The following is a 2378-nucleotide window of genomic DNA, read 5'->3' on the forward strand; positions in this document are numbered from 1 at the left end:
CCGGCGACGTCTGCGCCGACGAACCCGCCGACACAGACAAACCCACACCACCCCACTCACCCACCACAACCGACCGCTCCACCTCACCCACCACATCAACCCCACCCAAACAAACCCCCGAATCCACCACCACCTGCTCCAACACCCACACAAAACGCTCCACCAGCATCTGCGCCGTGCGCTCATCGAACAGGTCGGTCGCGTAGAGGAGTCCGCCGCTGATTCCGGCCGGGTTGCCTTCTCCGTCGCGATGCTCGGACAGGTCCAGCGTCAGATCGACACGCGCCGAGCCGCCCGCCGAACCGGATTCCAGCGGTCCGACCCGCAGCCCCGGCAGATCCCAGAGCCGCCCCTGCTCCTGGGGAGCGCTCTGGAGCCCGAGGGAGACCTGGAACAGCGGGTTACGGCCCAGGGAGCGTGCCGGATTGAGATCGTCCACCAGACGCTCGAAGGGCACGTCCTGGTGCGAGTAAGCCGCCAGATCGGCTTCCCGCACCCGGGCGAGGAGCTCATCGAAGGTCGGGTTGCCGCTCAGATCCGTCCGCAGCACCAGCGTGTTGACGAAAAAGCCCGCCAGATCGTCGAGCGCCGCGTCGCCCCGCCCCGCGACCGCGGTGCCGATCGGGATGTCGTCCCCCGCGCCCATCCGGGACATCAGCGTCGCCAGCGCGGCCTGTACGACCATGAACATGGTCGCCTTGCCCCGCTGCGCGAGCTTCACCAGCCGGGAGTGGAGCTGCGCGCCCACCCGCACCGGCACGGTCCCGCCCCGGAACGAGGAGACGGCAGGACGCGTCCGGTCGGCCGGCAGCGCCAGCTCATCGGGCACATCGGCCAGCGCGGTACGCCAGTAGTCGAGTTGGCGGCTGATCAGACTGTCCGGGTCGTCCAGCTCCCCCAGCACCTCACGCTGCCAGAGCGCGTAATCCGCGTACTGCACGGGCAGCGGCTGCCACTCGGGCTCACGGCCCTGGCGACGCGCCGCGTAGGCCGTGCCGAGATCCCGCGCCAGCACGCCCATCGACCAGCCGTCCGAGGCGATGTGATGGACGACGATCAGCAGGACGTACTCCGAAGGCCCCGTGACCAGCAGTCCGGCCCGCCACGGCAGATCACCGCTCACGTCGAAGCCGCGTCCGGCGTACGCAGCGAGCGCGTCTTCGAGCGCGCCCTCGGCGATCTCCACCACCTCAAGCGGCGGCCGTCCCGCGGCGCCTTCGAGGATCTGCTGGCGTGGGGCGCCCTCGGTCTCGGGGAAGACGGTACGCAGACTCTCGTGCCGGTCCGCGACATCGCCGAGCGCCGCCTCCAGCGCGGGCACATCCACCTCGCCCGACAGCCGCAGGCCGAGCGGCATGTTGTAGCCGGCCCCCTCGCCGACGCCTTCGAGCCGGTTGAGGAACCACATCCGCTGCTGTGCGTACGACAGCGGCAGAGCCTCCGGGCGGGGCCGGGGCGTCAGAGCGGTACGGCCTTCCCCGTCGTGGTCGTCGATGAGCCGGGCCACTCCGGCGACGGTCGGCGCGGTGAACAGCTCACGGATGCTCACCTCGGTGTCCAGTACCGACCGGATCCGTGAGACGAGCCGCATCGCGAGCAGCGAATCACCTCCGAGATCGAACCAGGAGTCCTCGGCTCCGACCCGTTCCGCTCCCAGCACCTCGACGAACAGACCGGCCACGACCTCCTCGGTGGGCGTGGCGGGCCCCCGCCCACCGGTCAGTCCGGCGAAGTCGGGGGCGGGGAGTGCGGTGCGGTCCAGCTTGCCGTTGACCGTGACCGGAAGCGACTCCCGTACGACCACGGCGGACGGCACCATATAGGCGGGCAGCCTGTCGGCCGCGTACTCCCGCAGGGACTGCTCGACGGCTGAGCCCGCCCCGGGGCCGGGTACGACGTAGGCGACGAGGCGTTTGTCGCCGGGGCGGTCTTCGCGGGCGATGACGGCGACCTGGCCGACCGCCTCATGCGACGCCAGTACGGCCTCGATCTCCCCGGGCTCGACCCGGTAGCCACGGATCTTGACCTGCTCGTCCGCGCGACCTGCGAAGAGGAGCTCGCCGCCCTCGTTCCAGCGGGCCAGATCGCCCGTCCGATACATTCGACCGCCGTAGGGGTTGGCGACGAACCGCTCGGCCGTGAGGCCGGGGCGGTTCGCGTATCCCCGGGCCAGACCCTCGCCCGCGATGTACAGCTCCCCGTTCACCCCCGCCGGAACCGGCTGGAGAAACTCGTCCAGCACGAACACACGCGTGTTGTCCCGGGGCCGGCCGATCGGCAGCACCGCAGGGGCCGGGGTTCCCGGAGCGACGGTGTGGACGGTGGCACAGAGGGTGGCCTCGGTCGGACCGTACAGATGCCGCACCGTCAGCCCCGGA

The 2378-nt window shown here is 70.7% G+C and carries 1 protein-coding gene; it reads right to left on the reverse strand.

Going from position 1 to position 2378, the window contains the following annotated elements; genetic code table 11:
• Window positions 1–2378, reverse strand: a 2378-nt coding sequence (locus FF041_RS36675) for a condensation domain-containing protein (RefSeq protein WP_194292347.1), incomplete at both ends; no start/stop codon positions are given.

Source organism: Streptomyces jumonjinensis (assembly GCF_009600885.1).
GTDB classification, from domain to species: Bacteria; Actinomycetota; Actinomycetes; order Streptomycetales; family Streptomycetaceae; genus Streptomyces; species Streptomyces jumonjinensis.